At 70.7% G+C, this 16213-nt stretch carries 15 protein-coding genes; 6 read left to right on the top strand and 9 right to left on the bottom strand.

All coding sequences use genetic code 11. The features are described from left to right. Positions 1 to 14: 14 nt before the first annotated feature. The 4 genes from sufC to ATK30_RS32100 are packed head-to-tail and all read right to left on the bottom strand — an operon-like array spanning position 15 to position 4311. Positions 15 to 785 carry a Fe-S cluster assembly ATPase SufC gene (sufC, locus tag ATK30_RS32115; protein WP_101438602.1) on the bottom strand — a complete coding sequence of 257 codons (771 nt, stop codon included), beginning with the start codon at positions 783 to 785 and terminating at the stop codon, positions 15 to 17. A 41-nt stretch (positions 786 to 826) separates the two neighbouring features. Next, positions 827 to 2014 carry a Fe-S cluster assembly protein SufD gene (sufD, locus tag ATK30_RS32110; RefSeq protein WP_101438601.1) on the bottom strand — a complete coding sequence of 396 codons (1188 nt, stop codon included), beginning with the start codon at positions 2012 to 2014 and terminating at the stop codon, positions 827 to 829. Then, positions 2015 to 3463: a Fe-S cluster assembly protein SufB gene (gene sufB / locus ATK30_RS32105; RefSeq protein ID WP_101438600.1), complete on the bottom strand. Its 1449-nt coding sequence runs from the start codon at positions 3461 to 3463 to the stop codon at positions 2015 to 2017. Continuing rightward, complete coding sequence (locus ATK30_RS32100) at positions 3460 to 4311, bottom strand: helix-turn-helix transcriptional regulator (protein ID WP_208637463.1); 852 nt, start codon at positions 4309 to 4311, stop codon at positions 3460 to 3462. The genes sufB and ATK30_RS32100 overlap by 4 nt, the downstream gene beginning before the upstream one ends. A 250-nt stretch (positions 4312 to 4561) precedes the next feature. Here ATK30_RS32100 and mptB point away from each other — a divergent pair, with 250 nt between their 5' ends. From mptB to ATK30_RS32075, 5 genes are all read left to right on the top strand, one after another. After that, complete coding sequence (mptB, locus tag ATK30_RS32095) at positions 4562 to 6187, top strand: polyprenol phosphomannose-dependent alpha 1,6 mannosyltransferase MptB (protein ID WP_101441178.1); 1626 nt, start codon at positions 4562 to 4564, stop codon at positions 6185 to 6187. A gap of 6 nt (positions 6188 to 6193) precedes the next feature. Further along, positions 6194 to 7120 (top strand): ABC transporter ATP-binding protein, encoded by a 927-nt coding sequence (locus ATK30_RS32090; protein WP_101438599.1) that lies wholly within the window; start codon positions 6194 to 6196, stop codon positions 7118 to 7120. Beyond that, on the top strand, positions 7117 to 7905 hold the full coding sequence (locus ATK30_RS32085; protein ID WP_208637462.1) for an ABC transporter permease: 789 nt from the start codon (positions 7117 to 7119) through the stop codon (positions 7903 to 7905). Before ATK30_RS32090 ends, ATK30_RS32085 begins: the two co-directional genes overlap by 4 nt. A 147-nt stretch (positions 7906 to 8052) precedes the next feature. Next, positions 8053 to 9024: a COX15/CtaA family protein gene (locus tag ATK30_RS32080; protein ID WP_101438598.1), complete on the top strand. Its 972-nt coding sequence runs from the start codon at positions 8053 to 8055 to the stop codon at positions 9022 to 9024. 95 nt (positions 9025 to 9119) lie between these two features. Beyond that, positions 9120 to 10055 (top strand): acyl-CoA desaturase, encoded by a 936-nt coding sequence (locus tag ATK30_RS32075; RefSeq protein WP_101438597.1) that lies wholly within the window; start codon positions 9120 to 9122, stop codon positions 10053 to 10055. A gap of 64 nt (positions 10056 to 10119) precedes the next feature. On the opposite strand, the gene ATK30_RS32070 is transcribed toward ATK30_RS32075, so the two are convergent. Together ATK30_RS32070 and ATK30_RS32065 are read right to left on the bottom strand one after the other, a co-directional pair. Further along, positions 10120 to 10983, bottom strand: coding sequence for an ATP-grasp domain-containing protein (locus ATK30_RS32070; RefSeq protein WP_101438596.1), 864 nt, complete (start codon positions 10981 to 10983; stop codon positions 10120 to 10122). Next, complete coding sequence (locus tag ATK30_RS32065; RefSeq protein ID WP_101438595.1) at positions 10980 to 11297, bottom strand: hypothetical protein; 318 nt, start codon at positions 11295 to 11297, stop codon at positions 10980 to 10982. Before ATK30_RS32065 ends, ATK30_RS32070 begins: the two co-directional genes overlap by 4 nt. A 92-nt stretch (positions 11298 to 11389) precedes the next feature. Between ATK30_RS32065 and ATK30_RS32060 the strand changes: the two genes are divergently transcribed. Further along, positions 11390 to 12361, top strand: a complete 972-nt coding sequence (locus tag ATK30_RS32060; RefSeq protein WP_101438594.1) for a quinone oxidoreductase family protein — start codon at positions 11390 to 11392, stop codon at positions 12359 to 12361. 1 nt (position 12362) lies between these two features. Here ATK30_RS32060 and ATK30_RS32055 read toward each other — a convergent pair whose 3' ends face one another. From ATK30_RS32055 to ATK30_RS32045, 3 genes are all read right to left on the bottom strand, one after another. Further along, on the bottom strand, positions 12363 to 12878 hold the full coding sequence (locus tag ATK30_RS32055; protein WP_101438593.1) for an FKBP-type peptidyl-prolyl cis-trans isomerase: 516 nt from the start codon (positions 12876 to 12878) through the stop codon (positions 12363 to 12365). Between the two features lie 9 nt (positions 12879 to 12887). Continuing rightward, a complete protein-coding gene (locus tag ATK30_RS32050; RefSeq protein ID WP_101438592.1) occupies positions 12888 to 15128 on the bottom strand; it encodes a HelD family protein in 2241 nt (746 codons plus the stop codon). Between the two features lie 98 nt (positions 15129 to 15226). Continuing rightward, positions 15227 to 16207, bottom strand: a complete 981-nt coding sequence (locus tag ATK30_RS32045) for a heme o synthase (RefSeq protein ID WP_101438591.1) — start codon at positions 16205 to 16207, stop codon at positions 15227 to 15229. Positions 16208 to 16213: the final 6 nt, after the last annotated feature.

Below are 16213 nucleotides of genomic sequence, written 5' to 3'. Positions count from 1 at the left end.
GGCGCGGAAAACGGTCAGGCCTTGGCGGGCTCGGGAGAGCCGGCGTACTTGACGTAGCCGTTCTCCTCCAGCTCGTCGGCCAGCTCGCGGCCGCCGGACTCGACGATGCGGCCGTCGGCGAAGACGTGCACGAAGTCCGGGGTGATGTGCCGCAGGATGCGGGTGTAGTGCGTGATCAGCATGACGCCGACCTCGTTGCCCGCCTTGTATTCGTTGACGCCCTCGGACACGACGCGCAGCGCGTCGACGTCCAGGCCGGAGTCGGTCTCGTCGAGGATGGCGAACTTCGGCTTGAGCAGCGCCAGCTGCAGGATCTCGTGGCGCTTCTTCTCGCCGCCGGAGAAGCCCTCGTTCACCGAGCGCTCGGCGAATTCCTGGGAGATGCCGAGCTTGCCCATCTCCTCCTTGACCTCCTTGACCCAGTGGCGCAGCTTGGGAGCCTCGCCCCGGACCGCGGTGGCCGCGGTGCGCAGGAAGTTCGACATCGAGACGCCGGGGACCTCGACCGGGTACTGCATGGCGAGGAAGAGGCCGGCGCGGGCGCGCTCGTCGACGCTCATCTCGAGCACGTTCTCGCCGTCCAGCAGCACCTCGCCGGAGGTCACCGTGTACTTCGGGTGCCCGGCGATCGCGTAGGACAGGGTGGACTTGCCGGAGCCGTTCGGGCCCATGATCGCGTGCGTCTCGCCCGACCGGATGGTCAGGTTGACGCCCTTGAGGATCTCCTTGGCTCCGTCTTCGGTGGTCACCGAAGCGTGCAGGTCCTTGATTTCCAGGGTAGCCATTCTGCTTTTCCTAAAGAGTCTGAAGTGGACGGACGACGGGCTCAGGCGCCCACGGCTTCGAGCTCGGCCTCGATCGCGGCTTCGAGGCGCTCGCGCACCTCGGGCACGCCGATGCGGGCCAGGATCTCGTGGAAGAACCCGCGCACGACCAGCCGCCGCGCGGCCTCCTCGCCGATCCCGCGCGACTGGAGGTAGAACAACTGCTCGTCGTCAAACCTTCCCGTGGCGCTCGCGTGGCCGGCGCCCTCGATCTCGCCGGTCTCGATCTCGAGGTTCGGCACCGAGTCGGCGCGCGCCCCGGGGGTCAGCACGAGGTTGCGGTTCAGCTCGTAGGTGTCGGTGGCCTCGGCGGCCGCCCGGATCAGCACGTCGCCGATCCACACCGTGTGCGCGCCGTCGCCCTGCAGGGCGCCCTTGTACATCACGTTGGACTTGCAGTTCGGCACCGCGTGGTCCACGAACAGCCGGTGTTCCTGGTGCTGGCCGGCGTCGGCGAAGTACAGGCCGAGCATCTCGACGTCGCCGCCGCGGTCGGCGAAGGTCGCCGTGGGCGACACGCGCACCAGGTCGCCGCCGAGGGTGACCACGGTGTGCTTGAGCGTCGCGTCGCGGCCCAGCCGCAGGTGCTGCTCGGACACGTGCACCGCGTCGTCGGCCCAGTCCTGGACGCTGACGACGGTGATCTTGGCCGAGTCGCCGATGACGAACTCGACGTTGTCCGCGTAGGTGCCGGAGCCGACGTGGTCGAGCACGATCACCGCGTTGGCGAACGCCTCGGCGCGCACCTGCAGGTGGCCGTAGGCGACCTTGCCCTCGCCGGGGCCGTGCACGCGCAGCACCGACGGCTTCGACGTCTCGGTCTCCTTCGGCACCGTGACGATCGTGGCCTTGGCGAACGACGAGTACGCCTGCGCCGCGATGCGGTCGCTCGGCACGCCCGCCTCGCCGAGGCGCGCGTCGTCGCGGCCGACGGTCTCGATCTTCAGCTCCGGCGCGGCCTCGGTCTCCAGCGTGATCTCGCCGGAGGCGACGGCGGACCCGTCGTGCAGGCCGCGCAGGCGCTTCATCGGGGTGAAGCGCCAGTTTTCCTCCCGGCCGCCGGGGACCTCGAAGGCCTCGACGTCGTAGGAGGTGAACCGCTCCGCGCGGGAGGCCGCCGGGATGACGGCCCCCTCGCGGAGCGCCTCGGAAACGTTGTTCTCCGAGGCCACGGACTGTGTTGACTCCATTTAGCCGACGGACCCTTCCATCTGCAGCTCGATCAGGCGGTTCAGCTCGAGCGCGTACTCCATCGGCAGCTCGCGCGCGATGGGCTCGACGAACCCGCGCACGATCATCGCCATGGCCTCGTCCTCGGCCAGGCCGCGGGACATCAGGTAGAACAGCTGCTCTTCGCTGACCTTGGACACCGTGGCCTCGTGGCCCATGGACACCTCGTCGTTGCGGATGTCCACGTACGGGTACGTGTCCGACCGCGAGATGGTGTCCACCAGCAGGGCGTCGCAGACCACGCTGGAGCGCGAGTGGTGCGCCCGCTTGGCGACCTTGACCAGGCCGCGGTAGGACGTGCGGCCGCCGCCGCGCGCGACCGACTTCGACACGATGGTCGAGGACGTGTGCGGCGCGAGGTGCTCCATCTTCGCCCCGGCGTCCTGGTGCTGGCCCTCGCCCGCGAACGCGACCGAGAGGACCTCGCCCTTGGCGTGCTCGCCCATCAGGAAGACCGACGGGTACTTCATCGTCACCTTGGAGCCGATGTTGCCGTCGACCCACTCCATGGTCGCGCCCTCTTCGCACTTGGCGCGCTTGGTGACCAGGTTGTAGACGTTGTTCGACCAGTTCTGGATCGTCGTGTAGCGGCAGCGGGCGCCCTTCTTCACGATGATCTCGACGACCGCGGAGTGCAGCGAGTCCGACTGGTAGATCGGCGCGGTGCAGCCCTCGACGTAGTGGACGTAGGCGTCCTCGTCGACGATGATCAGCGTCCGCTCGAACTGGCCCATGTTCTCGGTGTTGATCCGGAAGTAGGCCTGCAGCGGGATCTCGACGTGCACGCCCTTCGGCACGTAGATGAACGAGCCGCCAGACCACACCGCCGTGTTCAGCGCGGAGAACTTGTTGTCGCCGGCCGGGATCACGGAGCCGAAGTACTCCTGGAAGATCTCCGGGTGCTCCTTGAGCGCGGTGTCGGTGTCCAGGAAGAGGACGCCCTGCTCCTCCAGGTCCTCGCGGATCTGGTGGTAGACGACCTCGGACTCGTACTGCGCGGCGACGCCGGCCACGAGGCGCTGCTTCTCCGCCTCGGGAATGCCCAGCTTGTCGTAGGTCTTCTTGATGTCCTCGGGCAGGTCGTCCCAGCTGGCCGCCTGCTTCTCGGTGGACCGCACGAAGTACTTGATGTTGTCGAAGTCGATCCCCGAGAGGTCGGCGCCCCAGTTCGGCATCGGCTTGAGGTCGAACAGCTTGAGCGCCTTCAATCGGGCGTCGCGCATCCACTCGGGCTCGGACTTCTTCGCGGAGATGTCGAGGACGACATCCTCGTTCAGACCGCGGCGGGCGCTGGAGCCAGCCTCGTCGGAGTCCGCCCAGCCGAAGGCGTATTTGCCCAGGGACGCGATGGTCTCTTCCTGGCTCAACGGCTCGGTGGTGGGAGTGCGCTGCTCGGCAGCGGCAGTCATGCGGGTTTCCCTCCATTCGGGATCCGTGGTGCGTGCCCTTCCGGCGGCGGGGCCGCTTCTCCGGGCGTCGTGCGGTCCGGCTCGGGATGGGCCGGGATACCCGCCGGTCCGGCGGGTACGTGTGTGGTGCACGCGTTGTCTCCGCGCGCGATGGTCGCCAGCCGCTGGACGTGGGTGCCCAGCAGCTTCGCGAACGCTTCCGTCTCGGCCTCGCACAGCTGCGGGAATTCCGCGGCGACGTGCGCGACCGGGCAGTGGTGCTGGCACAGCTGCGCGCCGACGTTCGCGGCCGGGGCTCCCGCGCCGATCTGGCGGGTCGAGGCAGCGTAGCCCTCCCTGCTCAGCGCGGTGGCGAGGGCCTCGGCGCGCTCCACCGGATCATCCGATCCGGTGATCGCCTGGCGGTGCGGGCCGACGAGTCCTTCGACCCGGCGCTCGGCGAACGCGCGCACCGCGTCCGGGCCGGCGTGCTCGGCGAGGAAGCGGATGGCCGACACCGCGAGGTCGTCGTAGGCGTGCCCGAACCGGGCCCGGCCCGCCTCGGTGAGCAGGAAAAGCTTGGCCGGGCGGCCGCGTCCGCGCGGGCCCCTGCGCGGGGCGTCGCGGGTCTCGGCCTCGCCGTCGGCCTGCAGCGCGTCGAGGTGCCGCCGGATGGCCGTCGGGCTGATGCCGAGCTGCTCGGCGACCACCGCGGCGGTCATCGGGCCCTGCTCCAGCAGCAGCCGGGCGACCTCGTGCCGGGTGCGTCCCTCGGCCACGTTCACGGCGCTGACCTGCACGGGAACGCCGACGGCCGCGGTGCGCGGCTGGTCGCCGCGCCCCTCGCCGATGGTCCCGTTCTTTTTCACAACACAAGTGTGTCTTATTTCCGGCCGCCGGGCAAAGGCGGGGTGTTGCGCAGTGACCCGACTCACGCGGAAACCGGAGCGCGCCCGCGCCCGGAGGTCCGTGAAGGGCTCCTTGAGGGAATCTAATTCCCTCAAGGAGCCCTTCACGGACTGCGAACCCGCCCTCGATACGCTTCCGGGCGTGGCAGTCGGCGAACACCCGGATCAACGGGCACCGGAACCGGACGTATCCGGCACATCCGGCGACACCGTGACCGCGCTGCCCGCGACCGCTCCGTCTCCCGTCGGCCCGCGCCGCACCGATCCGCTGAACGCCGCCGAGACCCGCGGCCTCGACGTGGTCCGCCGCTTCGGCACGGTCGGCTCGCTGTTCCTCGCGCTCGGGTCCCTCGGGGCCGGGGCCGCGCCGGTGATCAACCCGGTGCAGGACCTGCCGGTGCTGCGGCTGTTCATCCGGATCCCGACGGTGTCGCTCGCGATCGCGTTTTCCGGGATGGGCATCCTGGTGCTGAGCTGGCTCATGCTCGCCCGGTTCGCCCGTCCGGCGAGCGCGCGGCTGGCCACCAGCGGCCAGCTCGCCCGCACCGTCGCGATGTGGGTCGCGCCGCTGCTGCTGATCCCGCCGCTGTTCTCCCGCGACGTCTACAGCTATCTCGCGCAGAGCGAGATCGTCCACCGCGGCATGGACCCCTACCAGCTGGGCCCGGCGCAGGCGCTCGGCGTCGCGGACCCGCTCACCGCGGGCGTCACCAACATCTGGCGCGAGACGCCCGCCCCGTACGGACCGCTGCTGCTGCGGCTCGGCGGCTGGCTGGCCCCGGTCGGCGGCAACAACATCGTCGCCGGCGTGCTGCTGCAGCGCGGTCTCGCGATGGTGGGCGTGCTGCTGATCGTGTGGGCGGTGCCGCGGCTCGCCCGGCGGTTCGGCGTGCAGCCGGCCACCGCGCTGTGGCTCGGCGCGGCGAATCCGTTGCTGATCTTCCATTTCGTCGCGGGCGCGCACAACGATTCGCTGGCCATCGGGCTCATGGTGGCCGGGCTGGAGATCGGCATCCGGCGGCTGCCGGTGCGGGTCAAGGGCGACAGTCCGCCGCCGCTCGCGAAGGGCGAATTGCTTTTCATCGCGCTCGGCGTCGTCATCATCACCGTCGGCGCCACGGTCAAAATCCCGGCCGTGCTGGCGTTGCCGTTCCTTTCGGTGATGGTCGCGCGCAGGTGGCACGGACGGCTGAAAGACCTCGTGTGGGCGGGCGCGCCGATGGCGCTGCTGTTCGGCGTGGTGCTGACCGCGATCTGCGTCGGCACCGGACTGGGCTTCGGCTGGATCGGCGCGACGGCGAGCACGCCGGGGCTGGTGCGGTCGTTCATCTCCCCCACCGCGGAGATCGCCAACCTCAGCGGCGTCCTCGGCATCACGCTCGGGCTGGGCAACCACACCGACGCGCTGGTGCCGATCCTCGGCACGCTCGGCAACGTGATCACCGCGGCCGTCACGATCAAATTCCTGTGGGCCAGCTTCAAATGGCGGTACCGCCCGATCATCGGCCTCGGCGTCTCGCTGGGCGCGGCGATGATCCTGCAGATCAACCTCCAGCCCTGGTACCTGCTGTGGGCGGTGATCCCGCTCGCCGCGGCGGCCGGGACGTCGCGGTTCCGGGTGGTCGCCACGGTCATCAGCGCCGCGCTGCCGTTCCTGCTGCCGCCCACCGGCGGCACCTTCGACGGCCGCTCCTACGTCCTGCCGTGGGCCTACGGCGCGGCCGCTCTGGTGACCCTCGGCGGCCTCGCGATCGTGTACCGGCTTTCGCCGCTGCTGTTGTCCAGGACACCTCCGGCGTCCCCAGCACCGCGCGCGCCCGTTGACGTCGTATCGTGATTCGTTGTGGACAACCCCGCCGTCGAGATCTCCGGCTTGGCGAAAAGCTACGGCTCCACCACCGCGGTCGACGGCATCGACCTGCGCATGGAGCGTGGTTCCCTGCTGGCCCTGCTCGGGCCGAACGGTGCCGGAAAAACGACTACTGTCGAGATTTGCGAGGGTTTCCGCAGACCTGACGCGGGTCAGGTGCGCGTGCTCGGGCTCGACCCCGTCGCGGACAGCTCTCAGCTCCGCCCCCGCGTCGGCATCATGCCGCAGGGCGGCGGCGCGTACCCGGGCGTGCGCGCGGAGGAAATGCTGCGGCTAGTGGCGTCCTGCGCGGCGAACCCGCACGATCCGGCGTGGCTGCTCGACGTGCTCGGGCTGGGCGGCGCGAAGCGGACGCCGTTCAAACGGCTCTCCGGCGGGCAGCAGCAGCGGCTTTCCCTGGCGTGCGCGCTCGTCGGCCGCCCGGAGCTCGTGTTCCTGGACGAGCCGACCGCCGGCATGGACCCGCAGGCGAGGCGCCTGGTCTGGGACCTGCTCGCGGCCCTGCGCGCGGACGGCGTGAGCGTGCTGCTCACCACCCACCTGATGGAGGAGGCGGAAACGCTGGCCGACCAGGTGGTGATCGTCGACCACGGCAAGGTCGTCGTCGAAGGGACGCCGCATTCGCTGACGCTCGAGGCGGGCGAGGCGGCGCAGCTGCGGTTCCGCGCCCGCCGGAAGCTCGACACGACGCTGCTCGAAGCCGCGCTGCCGGAGGGGTACCGGGTCAGCGAAACCGCGCCCGGTTCGTACCTGGTGGAGGGCGCGGTCGACCCGCAGGTGGTCTCCGCCGTCACCGCCTGGTGCGCGCAACAGGGCGTACTGCCCGAACAACTGCAAGTCGGACGGCGGACCCTCGAAGAAGTGTTCCTCGAACTCACCGGACGGGAGCTGCGCGCATGAGTTCTCCGTTCCCCGCGGGCACTTTCGCCCCCGCGCCCGGCCGCGGTTCGCTCGGCAAGATGCTGCGCACGCACGCGCGCGTCGAGGCCGCGCTGACCCTGCGGCACGGCGAGCAGCTGCTGCTCACCCTGATCATCCCGCTCGCGCTGCTGATCGGCCTGAGCCTGCTGGACATCCTGCCGGCGAGCCAGCTCGGCTCGACGTCCAAAGTGGACTGGATGACGCCGAGGATCCTCGCGCTGGCGGTGATGTCGTCGGCGTTCACCGGCCAGGCGATCGCGCTCGGCTTCGACCGGCGGTACGGCGTGCTGAAGCGGCTTTCGGCGACCGCTCTGCCGCGTTGGCTGCTGGTGGCCGGACGGCTCGTGGCGGCGCTGGTCGTGGTCGTGCTCCAGTCCGTGGTGCTCGGCGTGGTGGCGGCTTTCCTGGGCTGGTCGCCGTCGGCCGCCGGGATCGGCTCCGCGGTGGTGCTGCTGGTGCTGGGGACGCTCGCGTTCGGCGCGCTGGGCGTGCTGCTGGGCGGCGCGTTGCGTGCGGAAGCGGTGCTCGCGTTGGCGAACATCGTGTGGTTCGTGCTGCTGCTGGCGGGCGGGATCCTGCTGGCTCCGTCGGCGTTGCCGTCCGGGGTCGGGCTGGTGGTGTCGCTGCTGCCGTCGGGCGCGCTGGCGGAAGGCATGCGCGCGGCGCTGGTGGACGGCCAGTTCCCGGTCGGGCCCGCGGTGGTGCTGGTGGTGTGGGCCGCGGCGGCCGGAGCGCTGGCGACGCGGACTACGAAACTCACCTGAATCCCACATCGTTTTTCTGGATCACCGCGGAAATCAGGCGGCTAATGTGACCGCCGCCGCAGCTGATTCCTTGCGCACGCTGGCAAATCCCGGCGGAACAATACCGCCGCGTGAAGGCGGGAAAACGCGCGCGAGTATTCTTTCCGCGTGTCCCTTCGCAGTTTGATCGCCCGCCTGCCGTATCCGTCCGCCGGGGTCCAGCGCGCGGTCGGGATCGCCGCGGTGGTCGCGCAGGCAGGCATCGGCGTCACCGGTTCCGTGGTGCGCGTGACCGGGTCCGGGCTCGGATGCCCGACCTGGCCGCAGTGCGTCGCGGGCAGCCTGGTGCCGGTGCGCCATCCCGGCATCGACGCGGTCACCCAGTGGATCGAGTTCTCGAACCGGATGCTGACCGGCGTCGTGATCGTCGTGGCCGCGCTCGCCGTGCTCACCGCGTGGCGGATCCAGATCGACTACCCGGAGCGCAAGCGGCTGGTGAAGCTCGCCTGGACGATGCCCGGCGGCGTCGTGCTGCAGGCGGTCATCGGCGGGATGACCGTGCTGGCGAAACTGGAATGGTGGACGGTCGCGATCCACTTCCTCGCTTCGACGCCGCTCGTGTGGCTGGCGGTCATGCTGCTGAAGGCGTTCCGCGAAGGAGACGAACCCGCGCGTCCGCTGGTCCCGAAACTGGGACGGCAGATGCTGGTGCTGCTGACGGTGCTGATGTGGGCCGTCCTCATCGCGGGCACGACGGTCACCGGAGCGGGCCCGCACGGCGGCGACGTCAACACGCACCGGCTCGACGCCCCGATCGAGCAGCTGGCCCGGATCCACAGCGGCCTGCTGGTCGCGTACCTGCTCGTGCTGGGCGTCTTCGGGCTCACGCTGATGCGCGTCGGCGCGCCGAAGCGCGTGTGGCAGCGGTACGCGTGGGTGTGGATTGTCGCGCTGCTGCAGGGCGTTCTCGGGACCGTGCAGTACGCGCTGGGCGTGCCGGAGGCGATGGTGTCCTTCCACGTGCTCGGCTCGGCCCTCGTGATCGTGGCGACCGCGTTGCTGTGGACCGGCACCCGCGACCGCGGACCGGTCACCTCGCTGGAGCCCGCGGAGAAGCGGGAACTCGCCACCGCGAACTGACGGTCATCCACGCGTAACTGCGCGTCGGCCCGGCGGACAGGTCCGCGGCTTACCGTCGTCGCCGTCCGGCTTTCCGAAAAGCCCGAGGTGCCGCCATGCCGACCGCCCCTGCCCGCCCCGGAAAACCTCTTCTCTCCGGCCGGCGCGGGACCGCCGAGATGCTCGTGCTCAAAACGTTCCTGCTCGTGCCGTTCGCCGCGCTGATCGCCGCCGTGCCGCTGCTGTGGGGATGGGGTATCGGCTGGACCGACCTGATCCTCGCGACCGTCTTCTACGTGCTCGCCACCCTCGGCGTTACCGTCGGGTACCACCGGTACTTCACGCACGGCGCGTTCAAAGCGGGCCGCCCGCTGCGGATCGCGCTCGCGATCGCGGGCAGCATGGCCGTGCAGGGTTCGGTGATCTTCTGGGTCGCGAGCCACCGCCGGCACCACGCGTTCTCCGACCGGGAGGGCGATCCGCATTCGCCGTGGCTGTTCGGCACCTCGCCCGCGGCGCTGCTGCGCGGGTTCTGGCACGCGCACATGGGCTGGATGTTCCAGCGCGAGGTCACCAACGCCGACCGGTTCGCCCCGGACCTCGTCGGCGACCGCGACCTGCGCGTCGTGAACCGGTTCTTCTGGCTGTGGATCACCCTCAGCCTCGGCCTGCCCGCCGCGCTCGGCTGGGCGTTCAGCGGCACCTGGCAGGGCGCGCTGACGGCGTTCTTCTGGGCCGGGCTGGTGCGGATCGCGTTCCTGCACCACGTGACCTGGTCGGTGAACTCGGTGTGCCACCTGATCGGCGACCGCCCGTTCGCGAGCCGCGACCGCGCGGCGAACTTCTGGCCGCTGGCGCTGCTGTCCATGGGCGAGTCGTGGCACAACTCCCACCACGCCGACCCGACCTGCGCCCGGCACGGCGTGCTGCGCGGTCAGGTGGACGTGTCAGCGCGGGTGATCTGGGCGTTCGAACGCCTCGGCTGGGCGACCGACGTCCGCTGGCCGCGAGCGGAACGCCTCGCCGCCAAACGCGTCCAGCAGCCCGGCTGACTGTCCGTGAAGGGCTCCTTGAGGGAATCTGATTCCCTCAAGGAGCCCTTCACGGACCTTTAAGCTAGGCCAGCTGCTGCCGGACCGCCGACGCGAACCGCAACGGCGCACCCGCGTCCGCGTGCCGGAACCCCAGCGACGGCTCAGTCAATTCCAGCTCCAGGACCAGCGGACGACCGTCGTCGCCACGGACCAGATCGACCCGCGCGTACAGGAGTTCCGCCCGCAAAATCCCCAGCAGCCCGCACGCGGCGTCCAGCGCGTCCTCCGCCGCCGCGCGCACCTCCGGGGCCGGAACCGCGGCCGCGAGCCGCTCTTCCCGGTACAGCCCGGAAGCGTCCACTTCGGACTCCAGCGGCGCGAATTTCGTGAAGGCATGCGAATAAACGCCGCCGAAGTACACCACGGCGATCTCGCCCTGAGTGTCCACACTGGACTGATACGGCTGCACGAGCGCGGTGCGCCCCTCGTCGTGCAACGCGCGGAGATGCTTCTCCGCCTCGGCACCGGCGGCCTCGAACCGGGCGGCCCCGCGGCCTCCCGCGCCCACCGAAGGCTTCACCACGAACGGCTTCTTCGGCCAGCGCGGCTTCTCCCCCGGCGGCACGATCTCGACCGGCACCGTCGGCACGCCCGCGTCGAGCAGTTCGCCGAGATACGCCTTGTCGGTGTTCCAGCGCACGACCGCGGCCGAATTGCTCAGCCCCGGCACGTCTTCGCACCAGCGGAGAAATTCCTCGCGACGCTCCGGGTAGTCCCAGGCGGCGCGCAGCACCACGACGTCCGCGGAAGCGAAGTCGGCACCGGAATCCCAGGCCGCCCAGCTCAGCGTGAACCCGAGGTCCGCGAGCGCGGGCAGCACCGCGGCCTCGTCGCCGTCGCCCTCGGGCAGCGCGGCGCAGCCGACGAAAATCGCCGAGCGGGTCACCGGCCGGCTCGCGGCCCGGCCATCTTGCGCCGGTGCGCGGCGCCGATCTTCACCGTCTTCACGGTTTCGCTGTCCCACTCGGCGGCCTCGAGGTCGTCGACCTGCTCGACCAGCGCGGTCCCGGTCTCGACCCCGTCGACCAGCACGTCGCCCATCGCCCCGTCCGGGCCCACGAGCACGACGCGCGCGCCGGCGATGCCGATGTTTTCGACCACCGCGCGCGACGGTTTGCCGTGCTTGGCCACGAAGGCGCGAGCGGACGCCAGCTGGCGGGCAGTGGGCGCGGTCGGCGTGTTTTCGGTCTCCTCAGCCACGTCCGGAGCTTAACCCGAGACCCCCACCCCCGCGGCCCGACCGTGTTCTCGGCCATAGTGGACGTCAGACGCGCACATCTCGAGGAGGAAGCATGCCGACCGCAGTGCAGGTGAGCCGGACCGGCGGCCCGGAAGTGCTGGAACTGGCCGAGATCGAGCCCGGTCCGCCGGGCGCGGGCGAACTGCTGGTCGAGCTCGCCGCGGCGGGCGTCAACTACATCGACACCTACCAGCGCCAGGGCATCTACCCGATCGACCTGCCGTTCGTCCTCGGCTCCGAGGGCGCCGGGACGGTCGTGGAGACCGGCGAGGGCGTCACCGAATTCGCCCCCGGCGACCGCGTGACCTGGCAGGGCGTGCTCGGCAGCTACGCCCAGCGCGCGGTGGTCCCGGCCAGCGCCACGGTGAAGGTGCCGGACGGCGTGTCGGACGAGATCGCCGCGGCCACGATGCTGCAGGGCATGACCGCGCACTACCTGGTGCGTTCGACCTACGAGGTCAAGGCGGGCGACGACATCCTCGTCCACGCGGCCGCCGGCGGCGTGGGTTTGCTGCTGGTGCAGCTGGCGAAGGCGCGCGGCGCGCGAGTCCTGTGCACCGTGTCCACCGACGAAAAGGCTGAGCTGGCCCGAGGCGCGGGCGCGGACCACGTCATCCGCTACGACCGCGAGGACTTCGCCGCCGTGACCCGCGAGCTGACCAACGGCGAAGGCGTCGCCGTGGTGTACGACGGCGTGGGCAAGAGCACCATCGACGGCAGCCTCGCGAGCCTGAAGATCCGCGGCACGCTGGCGCTGTTCGGCGCGGCCAGCGGCCCGGTGCCGCCGATCGACCCGCAGCGGCTCAACTCCGGCGGTTCGCTCTTCCTGACCCGCCCGACGCTCGCCCACTACCTGCGCACCCGCGAGGAACTCGACTGGCGCGCCGGCGAACTGTTCGCCGCGGTGCGGGACGGTTCGCTGAACGTCCGCATCGGCGGCCGCTACCCGCTCGCCGACGCCCGCAAGGCCCACGAGGACCTGCAGGGACGCCGGACGACCGGGAAGCTGCTGCTGATTCCCTGACTCAGGAAACCGAAAGGGCGTCGGTCACGAACACCAGCGTTTCGTTGGGCGCGATGCCGCGTCCGCCGTCCTTGTAGGCGAGGGCGGGCGGGATGATCATCAGCCGCCGCCCGCCCTGTTTGACGCCGACGAGGCCCTGGTCCCAGCCCTCGATCACCTGGCCGGCGCCGAGGTCGAGGCCGAACGGCTCGCCGCGGTCGAACGAGCTGTCCAGCTTCTTCTTGTCCGACCAGGTGACGACCAGGTAGTTCATGGACAGCTTCGACCCGGCGGCCGCGGCCTTCCCGGTGCCCGCCGAGAGATCCTTGGTGAGCAGCTTCTTCGGCGGGGCGCAGCCGTCCGGGATGGTGATCGTCGGGACCTGGCCGAAGCTCCCGGTGGTCTTGATGTCGTCCGCGGTGCATTCGCGGTTCGGGGTCGCCGGGGCCGCGCTGCTGTCGCCGCCGCAGGCGGTGAGGCCGAACACGGCGACTGCCGCGACCGCGCCGAGGACGGCTGTCCTGCCGAATTTCTGCATTCCGGAAGATTAGCCAAGGCCTCCGAGAGCCGGGACCGGCGGACCAGTACGCACCACGCCGAGCCGTTGCGTCGCCCGGGTCAGCGCCACGTACAGGTCGTTGAGCCCGCGCGCCGACCCCGACACGATCTCGTCCGGCGACACCAGCACGACCCCGTCGAACTCCAGCCCCTTCGCCCGGTCGACCGTCAGCACGCTCAACCGCTCGTCCTCCGGGAGCAGCTTCCGCACTTCGTCCCAACGGCCGCCAGGCACCAGCACCGCCACCGTTCCACCGTCCACAGCGGACAGTTCGGCGTCCACCAGCGAAGGCAGTTCCTCTTCCAGCGAAGCGACTTCCACGCCCCACGGCGGCACGCCGGTCTCCCGTACCGACACCGGTGCGGCCAGGTCCACGTCGAGTTCGGCGAGCACGCCCGCCGCGACTGCCATGATCTCCGCCGGGGTCCGGTAGTTCACCGTGAGCTGCTCCAGCCGCCAGCGGTCCGCGACGTACGGCGACAGCACCTCGTCCCAGGTCCGCGCTCCCCCGGCGGCCCCGGTCTGCGCGACGTCGCCGACCAGCGTCATCGACCGGTTCGGCGTGCGGCGCATCAGCAACCGCCAGTCCATCGCGGACAGTTCCTGCGCCTCGTCCACGATCACGTGCCCGAACGTCCAGGTCCGGTCCTGCGCGGCCCGCTGCGCCGCGGTCAGCTCGCTGCGCGCCTGCTGGCGTTCGGCGAACAACTCGGCGTCCAGCACGTCGGACACCCGCAGGATCTCCTCGTCCTGGATTTCCTCGTCCTGCTCGAGAATGTCCAGCACGCCCTCGGCATAGGCGCGCTCGACGCGTTCCTGGCGCTTCTGCTCGGCCTGCTCCTCGGAGTCGTCGCTGCCGAGCAGTTCGGCCAGTTCGTCGAGCAGCGGCACGTCGGCGGGCGTCCACTTCGCGTCGCGGCCGCTTTCCAGGTGCTTCCGGTCCTCTTCGGACAGCAGCTCGCCCGCGGCCCGGTCGAGGTGTTCGCGGTCGGCGAACAGGTCGTCCAGCAGGCCCGCCGGCGTGAGTTTCGGCCACAGCGAGTTCAGCGCGGCCGCGACCGACGGGCTCGCCGCCAGCTCGGCGCGGATGTCCTGGACGTCCTGTGCGTCCAGCAGGTCCTCGCCCAGCGAGCGGGCGGCCTGCCGGGTGAGCGCGTCGAGGACGTCGGACACGAACAGCCGCCGCGCGAGGTTGTGCGGCCGCCGCGAGCGACGGGCCCGGGCGCGCGCCTGCGTGCAGGTCTTCCGGTCCAGCTTGAGGATCTCGCGTTCGTGCTCGATCTCGATCACCGGATCGGGTACACCTTGCCGGTCGCGGACCGCCTTGGCGAGCACCTCGGCCATCACCAGCCGGCCCTTCACCTCGGCCGCTTCCGGGGAGTCGACGCCGTCGGCGTCCAGGCCCGGCCACAGCTGCCCGATGGTCGACAGCAGCACGCCGGTCTCGCCGAGCGACGGCAGCACCTGGCCGATGTAGCGCAGGAAAGTCGAGTTCGGGCCGACGACGAGCACGCCCCGCGTGGTCAGCTGCTGGCGGTGCGTGTACAGCAGATACGCCGCGCGATGCAGGGCGACCGCGGTCTTCCCGGTGCCCGGCGCGCCCTGCACCACCATGACCCCGCCGAGCGGCGCTCGGATGATCCGGTCCTGCTCGGCCTGGATGGTGGCGACGATGTCGGCCATCTCGCCGGTCCGCCGCCGCTCCAGCGCGGCCAGCAGCGCGGCCTCTCCGGCGAGCCCGAGGTCCTGGCCCTGGTCGGCGGCGGTCAGATCGAGGATCTCGTCGTCGAACCCGGTGACGCGACGGCTCAGCGACCGCAGATGCCGTCGCCGGCGCACGCCGTCCGGCGACGCGGCGGTGGCGAGATAGAACGGCCGCGCGACCGGCGCGCGCCAGTCGATCAGCAACGGCCGGTAGTCGTCGTCCTCGTCGAACAGCCCGAGCCGGCCGATGTAGGCGGTTTCCTCGTCGGTGGTGCCGGGCACGAAGTCCAGCCGCCCGAAGCACAAGCCCTGCTCGACCGAGCCGAGCTGGGCGAGCCGGTCGCTGTGCAGAGCCGTGGCGGCTTCGCGTTCGGTCCGCGCCTGCGGCGTCCCGCCGGTCTGGCGCAGGGTCTCGTCCAGCCGGCGCTGGGTCTGGGCACGTTCGGAATCGAGCTTCGCGAACAGGGCGTCGGTGTAGGCCTGCTCTCGGCGCAGCTCGGCTTCGTAGGCCGGTTCCTCGGGCAAGGAAAGGTCCTGCTTTCAGGTCGGGATCGGGGCCGGAAGAGTGCAACCGGCGAGGATCCCGGGCCATTCCTGCCCGGTCCGAAACGGGTCAGTACGGCTCAGAACGGGAGGCCGAGGACCGGCAAGCCGATCGCCGAGTCGACCGCCAGCGCGACGAACACGATCATCAGGTACGTGTTCGACCGGTGGAACAGCGCCATCGGCTTGGTCTCCTCGCCGCGGTGCACGGCGGCCTGCAGCCGGTGCGCGTAAAAGAGGAACCAGCCGCCGGCCAGGATCGCGAAGGTCGCGTACAGCCAGCTGGTGACCGGGAGCAGCAGCAGCGTCCAGGCGACCATCACCCACGAGTAGATGACGATCTGCCGGGCCACGTGCTCGGCGGTCGCGACGACCGGGAGCATCGGCACGCCCGCGCGCTCGTAGTCGTCGCGGTACTTCATGCCCAGCGCCCAGGTGTGCGGCGGGGTCCAGAAGAAGATCACGCCGAACATCACGAACGCGGGCCACTGCACGGTGCCGGTGACCGCGACCCAGCCGATCAGCACCGGCATGCAGCCGGCCGCGCCGCCCCAGACCACGTTCTGCGACGTCCGCCGCTTGAGGCCGAGGGTGTAGACGAAGATGTAGAACAGGATGGTCGCGATCGCGAGGACCGCCGCCAGCAGGTTCACCGTGAAGTACAGGACGGCGAACGAGGCGATGCCCAGGACGAGCCCGAAGACCAGCGCGTTGCGCCGCGGCACCGCGTCCTTCACCAGCGGGCGCCGCTTGGTGCGGTTCATGACCTTGTCGATGTCGCTGTCGATCACGCAGTTGAGCGCGTTCGCGCTGCCCGCGGCCATCGTGCCGCCGACCAGCGTCGCGACCACCAGCCACGGGTTCGGCACCTCGCGCCCGGCGAGGAACATCGCGGGGATCGTGGTGACGAGGAGAAGCTCGATCACGCGCGGCTTCGCCAGTGCGGCGTACGCGCCGGCCACCTGGCGGAAGCTTCGCCGGGCCCCGCGCGGTCGCCCGCCGTCCGGGGGTACGGCGCTGGTGTCTTCACTGCGTCCGTGCGCAGCGTTCACCAACGACATTTCTCT

The organism is Amycolatopsis echigonensis (assembly GCF_002846615.1).
Taxonomy (GTDB): Bacteria; Actinomycetota; Actinomycetes; order Mycobacteriales; family Pseudonocardiaceae; genus Amycolatopsis; species Amycolatopsis echigonensis.
Note: the sequence above shows the minus strand (reverse complement) of the source record. Positions and strands in the feature narration are given on the sequence as shown.

Coding starts and splice junctions, on each gene's coding strand:
- sufB (WP_101438600.1), bottom strand. CDS start 3,463: ATGACTGCCGCTGCCGAGCAGCGCACTCCCACCACCGAGCCGTTGAGC.
- sufC (WP_101438602.1), bottom strand. CDS start 785: ATGGCTACCCTGGAAATCAAGGACCTGCACGCTTCGGTGACCACCGAA.
- ATK30_RS32060 (WP_101438594.1), top strand. CDS start 11,390: ATGCCGACCGCAGTGCAGGTGAGCCGGACCGGCGGCCCGGAAGTGCTG.
- ATK30_RS32085 (WP_208637462.1), top strand. CDS start 7,117: ATGAGTTCTCCGTTCCCCGCGGGCACTTTCGCCCCCGCGCCCGGCCGC.
- ATK30_RS32045 (WP_101438591.1), bottom strand. CDS start 16,207: ATGTCGTTGGTGAACGCTGCGCACGGACGCAGTGAAGACACCAGCGCC.
- ATK30_RS32055 (WP_101438593.1), bottom strand. CDS start 12,878: ATGCAGAAATTCGGCAGGACAGCCGTCCTCGGCGCGGTCGCGGCAGTC.
- ATK30_RS32075 (WP_101438597.1), top strand. CDS start 9,120: ATGCCGACCGCCCCTGCCCGCCCCGGAAAACCTCTTCTCTCCGGCCGG.
- sufD (WP_101438601.1), bottom strand. CDS start 2,014: ATGGAGTCAACACAGTCCGTGGCCTCGGAGAACAACGTTTCCGAGGCG.